Genomic DNA, 4,540 nt, shown 5'->3' on the forward strand with positions numbered 1-4,540 from the left:
GAGCAGGGCGGTGCGGGTGTCCGCGGGGGTGGCCGACCAGGGGCGGGTGGCCCAGGCGAGCGGGGCGAGCAGGGCCACGGCGGTGACCGGCAGCGCCCACAGCGCCGCGAGGCCCTGCACCGCGGCGGACGCTCCGGCGAGCCCGTGCCGTACCGGCCGCGTCGGCACGACGCGCACGGCAGCCAAGAGGGCGATCCCGCACATCAGATAACCCGGCACGCTCCACGCCGAGGGCAGCACGGACCGCAGCACTCCGCCGACCGCCGCCACCACGAGCAGACCACCCGCACCCGCGGCCCCGGCGGCGATCTGCGGGCCCTTCGCCCGCCACGCCGCCACAGAGGCGATCAACGCGGCGAACAGCAGCAGCACGCCCGCGCGCGCCGCCTCCGTCGGATCCGCCGCCCGCACGGACAGCCAGCCGGCGCCCGCCGCACCCCACAGCCCGAGCGTGCAACCGCCGATCACCGCCGCGACCCGCACCGGCCTGACCGTCGTCCACAGCGCGAGCGCGATGTCGAAGGCGGCCGTCACCAGCAGCGCGGCCGTCATCGCGTGATCGCCCGCCTGCGCGGCTCCCGCCCAGAGGACCAGGGGGAGTTGGGCCGTGACCACCGCAGTCGGCAGCGGCAGCCGCAGCTCGCCGAGGAGCAGGCCGTACCCCGCCCACAAGGTGGCGAGGACCGCCGAGGTACCGGCCGCGTAGCCCAGGGCGTCCGCGTCCGGCAGGGACAGGTAGCGCAGCGCGTACGCGTCGAGGACGGTCAGCGCGAGCCCCAGGCCCGCCACCGCCTCCGCCGTCGAGCGCAGCGAACGCCGCAGCAGGAGTGCCGGGGCCGCCAGCGCCGCGAGGGTCACCGCGCCGAGTACCGCGCTGCGCCCGCCGATGCCCAAGTGCCCCCAGCTGACCACCGTGAAGGCGATCGCCGCGATGGTCAGCAGGACGCCGCCCAGCGTCAGCAGGACGTTCTGCGCGCTCGGCGGCGCGGCCCCCGGGGCGGGCGGTCCGGCCGGGCGAGGCGGCGAGCCGGCCGGGCCCGCCGCACGCAGGACACCGAGCAGCCAGGCGCGGCGCTGCAACAACTGCGTCCTGCGCGCTTCCAGTTGGCGCAGCTCCCAGTCGAGGAGGCGCAGCTCCTCGGCCGGTCGCGGAATGTTCGTCATGGGTGAGGAGTGTGGTCCGCGCCACCCCCGCCGGCATCGGTGCGGATACTCAGGACGTACTCAGATCCCGCCCCCGGCAGGGCAGACTCCTCCCATGAACTGGTGCCACTACCGCTTCCGCAGCCTCTGGGACCTGCCCGGCGCGCCCGCCGACGTCTACGCCGTCCTGGAGCGGGTCGAGGACTATCCGCTGTGGTGGCCGCAGGTGCGGGAGGTGACATCGCCCGACGGCCGCAGCGGCGTCGCCCGCTTCCGCTCCTTCCTCCCGTACGACCTTCTCGTCACCGCGCACGAGCGGCGCCGCGACCCCGACGCCGGGGTCCTGGAGATCGGCATGACCGGCGACCTGGAGGGCTGGGCGCGCTGGACCCTCACGGCCGGGCCCAAGGGGACACGGGCCCGCTACGACCAGGAGGTCGAGGTGCGACGGCCGCTGATGCGGCGCCTCGCCGTCCCCGGCAGGCCCGTCTTCCTGCTCAACCACGCCCTGATGATGCGGGCAGGACGCAGGGGCCTCGCGGCACATCTGGCAGCGGTTTGAAGGAAGGGCGCCCGGACCTGTATTGTTCAGTCCGTTCCCGGGCGATTAGCTCAGTGGGAGAGCGCTTCGTTCACACCGAAGAGGTCACTGGTTCGAACCCAGTATCGCCCACCCGGAGAATGCCGGTCCGTCAGCAGACGGACCGGTTTTTTCTTGCCCGCACGCCACCCGGCCGGTGCCCGCGCACCCTCGACGCTCAGGCGGCCGCCGGGAGTTCGGGACGCAGCGGCCACGCCGGGTCCACCGCCTCCGGCGCCCCGCTCTTCGCGAACCACGCCTGGAGACCCCGCGCCTGCGACGCGTGCCACACGGCCTGCAACGTATGCAGCTCGGCCGGTGAGACCCGCTCCAGGCGGGCCGCGAAACGGCGCCCCACCGCACGTACGACATCGAGCGCGGCCTGCGCGTCCGCCGCCGCGTCATGGGCCTCGGCCAGCTCCACCTCGTAGTGCGCGCACAGGTCGGCGAGCGTGCGGCGGCCCTTGCGGTAGCGGTCGAGGTGCTTGTCGAGCACCCGCGGATCGATCACGCAGAGGGACGAGCCCTCCATGTAGCGGCTGAGCGACGAGGCGCGGTGCCTGCGCAGCTCCCGGTCCAGGATGGTCAGGTCGAACGGCGCGTTCATCACCACTATCGGCCGTCCCGCCGCGCCCTGTTCCGCCAGATCGCGCGCTATCTCCTCCATCACCGGCGCGGGCCAGCGGCCGTTGCGCTGAAGGTGATCCTCCGTCAGTCCGTGTACCGCGACGGCCTCGCCGGGCACCGGAATGCCCGGGTTCACCAGCCAGCGGGTGATGCGCGGACGGGTCCCCGCGCCCTGCTGGACGACGACGGCGGCCGACACGATCCGGTCGGTCTCGACGTCGACGCCCGTGGTCTCCGTGTCGAATGCGGCCAAGGGCCCCTCGTACCAGCACGTCATGGTGACGCAACTCCTCGATCAGTCCCGGCAGATGACGTCGGTCCCCTGCCCACGCTGGTGATACCCGGGCCGTTTGCGCTGTACGCGGCTCGGAGACAACAGAGGTACAGGGCCTTGACATTGACGGCCCACGTGGGGAAGTACCGGTTCCGGAAGGCTTGTTGGACATGGCGCTCGCGCGGCCCGAACAGGGTGGGCTGCTGCCCGAGCGGATCGCACCGCCGCGCGGCACACTCGCCACCACCGCCTGTATGGAGACCCTTCAGGTGGGCTATCTGCACGCCGTCGCGGCGGCCGCGGGATGCTCGCTCTCCCAGCCCTTTCCGGACAACGGCATCGACTGGCACGTCAGCCACAGCGCCCCCGGGCACACGGTCGACGACGAGGTCACCATCAAGGTCCAGCTGAAGTGCACGTACCAGATACCGCCGAACCCGCCGGGCCCCGCCTTCTCCTTCACGCTCGACAACGCACACCTGGAGAAGCTCGCCCGCACACCGGTCTCGGTCCACAAGATCCTGGTCGTGATGCTCGTGCCCCGCTCGCAGGACGACTGGCTGCGCGCCCGCCACGACCGGCTCGACCTGCGGCACTGCTGCTACTGGACCAACCTCGCCGGACACCCGGTGACCGGCCGGCGCAGGACCACCGTGCGCGTCCCGACCTCGCGGATCTTCGACGACCGCGCGCTCTGCGAGATCATGACGCGGGTCGGGACAGGAGGGAGACCCTGATGCACCGCCCCCACGACGAGCCCGGCACCGTCGACCCCGCGGTGCTCGGCGCGCTGCTCTCCCGGCACGGTTGGCAGCGGCGCGGCGGAGCCCCCGGCCGCTACGCCCGGTGGACGCCGCCCGGCCCAGGCGGCAGCGGCACCAGCCTCCTCGTGCCGGAGAGCCGGGCCTTCCCCGACTGCGACGACCTGATCGGCGAGGCCCTGGTCGCGCTCTCCCGCAGCGCCTCCCCGGCCGCCCGTGACGTGCTCGTCGGGCTCGCCGTGCCCAGCGACGAGGTCCGCTGGTGGCGCGATGTGCCGGCCGGACCTGCCGGGGCGGCGACCTGGCCGGCGGAGGAGCGGCTGCGCTCCGCGGCCCGCCAGATGCTCCTCGCCGCGGCGCTCGCCGCACGTGGCCGCGCCGGGTACTACGGGGCGCGCCACCGCGGGCCCGCCACCGCGGCCCTTGAGGACGTCCTGGTCGGGCCCGCGGACGGCGGGCGCCGCCTCACCGCCTTCGTGCCCGTGCTGACCGGGCGGCCGCTCGCGGTCCAGCTGCACCAGGCGCTGTGCGCCGCCCGGGAGGCAGTCGACTACCAGCGCGCCACCGGCGGCATGGACGCCTTCGACGGGGCGGTCGAGGCGGGCGTCAGCCACGAGCTGACCGAGGCGGTCGTGGCCCTGGTAAGCGGCACGGAAGGGGCGCGCGTCGGCGTGGAGTGGGCGCCCGGCGCCGGGGTGCCCGAGGGGTGCGCGGCGCACGCCGAGCCCGTCGAGTTCTCGCCCGGCGACCTCACCGTGCTGCGCGAGGCGGGCGCCCGCTATCTGCGGCACGAGCCGTCGGTGCCGGTGCGGATCACCGGCACCGTGGTGCGGATGCGGCGCTCGGCACCGCGGGGGGAGGGCGCGGTGCGGCTGAGGGTGATCGCCGGGGCGGAGATCACGCAGGTCCGGATGGTCCTGGACGAGGAGTCGTACCGGATAGCGGGCCACGCGCACCTGGTGGGGCTGCCGATCCGGGTGCACGGCAGGCTGGAGAGCCGGGGCGGGTTCCGCAGGCTCACCGGGGCGACCGGGGTGGCGCCGGTGCGGGTGGACGAGGCGGACCGGGACCGGCTGCTGAAGTCGCTCCAGGAGAACCTCGGCTTCTTCGAGGAGGCGAGCGGGACGGACTGAGCGGGGGCAGGCGGGGCGAAGG

General features: G+C 74.2%; 4 protein-coding genes, 1 tRNA gene and 1 pseudogene. 4 read left to right on the forward strand and 2 right to left on the reverse strand.

Annotated elements, in window-relative coordinates; all coding sequences use genetic code 11:
* A pseudogene (locus GKQ77_RS28145) lies at window positions 1–1,164 on the reverse strand (SCO7613 C-terminal domain-containing membrane protein); the annotation flags it as partial.
* Window positions 1,165–1,258: 94 nt separating this feature from the next.
* On the opposite strand from GKQ77_RS28145, the gene GKQ77_RS28150 reads away from it, so the two are divergent.
* Together GKQ77_RS28150 and GKQ77_RS28155 are read left to right on the forward strand one after the other, a co-directional pair.
* Window positions 1,259–1,705 carry an SRPBCC family protein gene (locus GKQ77_RS28150; protein WP_219691740.1) on the forward strand — a complete coding sequence of 149 codons (447 nt, stop codon included), beginning with the start codon at window positions 1,259–1,261 and terminating at the stop codon, window positions 1,703–1,705.
* A 39-nt stretch (window positions 1,706–1,744) separates the two neighbouring features.
* Window positions 1,745–1,816 (forward strand) — tRNA-Val (locus tag GKQ77_RS28155).
* Between the two features lie 85 nt (window positions 1,817–1,901).
* Here GKQ77_RS28155 and GKQ77_RS28160 read toward each other — a convergent pair.
* Window positions 1,902–2,627: a 3'-5' exonuclease gene (locus GKQ77_RS28160; RefSeq protein WP_219691741.1), complete on the reverse strand. Its 726-nt coding sequence runs from the start codon at window positions 2,625–2,627 to the stop codon at window positions 1,902–1,904.
* 167 nt (window positions 2,628–2,794) lie between these two features.
* On the opposite strand from GKQ77_RS28160, the gene GKQ77_RS28165 reads away from it, so the two are divergent.
* Both GKQ77_RS28165 and GKQ77_RS28170 read left to right on the forward strand, forming a co-directional pair.
* On the forward strand, window positions 2,795–3,361 hold the full coding sequence (locus GKQ77_RS28165; RefSeq protein ID WP_219691742.1) for a DUF4365 domain-containing protein: 567 nt from the start codon (window positions 2,795–2,797) through the stop codon (window positions 3,359–3,361).
* Complete coding sequence (locus GKQ77_RS28170) at window positions 3,361–4,518, forward strand: hypothetical protein (RefSeq protein ID WP_258022095.1); 1,158 nt, start codon at window positions 3,361–3,363, stop codon at window positions 4,516–4,518. Before GKQ77_RS28165 ends, GKQ77_RS28170 begins: the two co-directional genes overlap by 1 nt.
* Window positions 4,519–4,540: the final 22 nt, after the last annotated feature.

This window comes from Streptomyces anatolicus (assembly GCF_019400875.1).
GTDB classification, from domain to species: Bacteria; Actinomycetota; Actinomycetes; order Streptomycetales; family Streptomycetaceae; genus Streptomyces; species Streptomyces anatolicus.

Bases quoted from the DNA above. Each gene is read 5' to 3' on its own strand.
- GKQ77_RS28150 (WP_219691740.1), top strand. From the start codon at position 1,259: ATGAACTGGTGCCACTACCGCTTCCGCAGCCTCTGGGACCTGCCCGGC.
- GKQ77_RS28160 (WP_219691741.1), bottom strand. From the start codon at position 2,627: ATGACGTGCTGGTACGAGGGGCCCTTGGCCGCATTCGACACGGAGACC.
- GKQ77_RS28165 (WP_219691742.1), top strand. From the start codon at position 2,795: ATGGCGCTCGCGCGGCCCGAACAGGGTGGGCTGCTGCCCGAGCGGATC.
- GKQ77_RS28170 (WP_258022095.1), top strand. From the start codon at position 3,361: ATGCACCGCCCCCACGACGAGCCCGGCACCGTCGACCCCGCGGTGCTC.